Annotated in this window: 1 protein-coding gene; it reads left to right on the top strand. The window is 50.0% G+C overall.

The features are described from left to right. The coding region (locus tag RVS70_RS23125; protein WP_321135085.1) for an amidase family protein at positions 1–382 on the top strand (382 nt) is incomplete at both ends.

Below are 382 nucleotides of genomic sequence, written 5' to 3' on the forward strand. Positions count from 1 at the left end.
AGCGAGAGAATCTGTCCTGGCAGCGCTAAAAGTCCTTGAAGGCCTCGGCGCTACATGGGAAGAAGTGTCTCTTCCGCACAGTAAATACGCGCTTGCGACATATTACCTGCTGTCATCTTCTGAAGCATCAGCGAACCTTGCACGCTTTGACGGCATCCGCTACGGCTACCGCACAGACAATGCGGATAACCTGATCGACCTTTACAAGCAAACGCGCGCTGAAGGTTTCGGAAATGAAGTCAAACGCCGCATCATGCTTGGAACGTTTGCAGGAACAACCTTTGTGTTCACAAAGGATCAGGATCCTGTTCACATGCTGAAGGTCCTTGAAGAGGAGAAAATTCAGACCGTGATGGCTCTTCCTGTGTTGTACACGTATTTG

Source organism: Virgibacillus sp. M23 (genome assembly GCF_034190895.1).
Taxonomy (GTDB): domain Bacteria; phylum Bacillota; class Bacilli; order Bacillales; family Amphibacillaceae; genus Virgibacillus; species Virgibacillus salarius.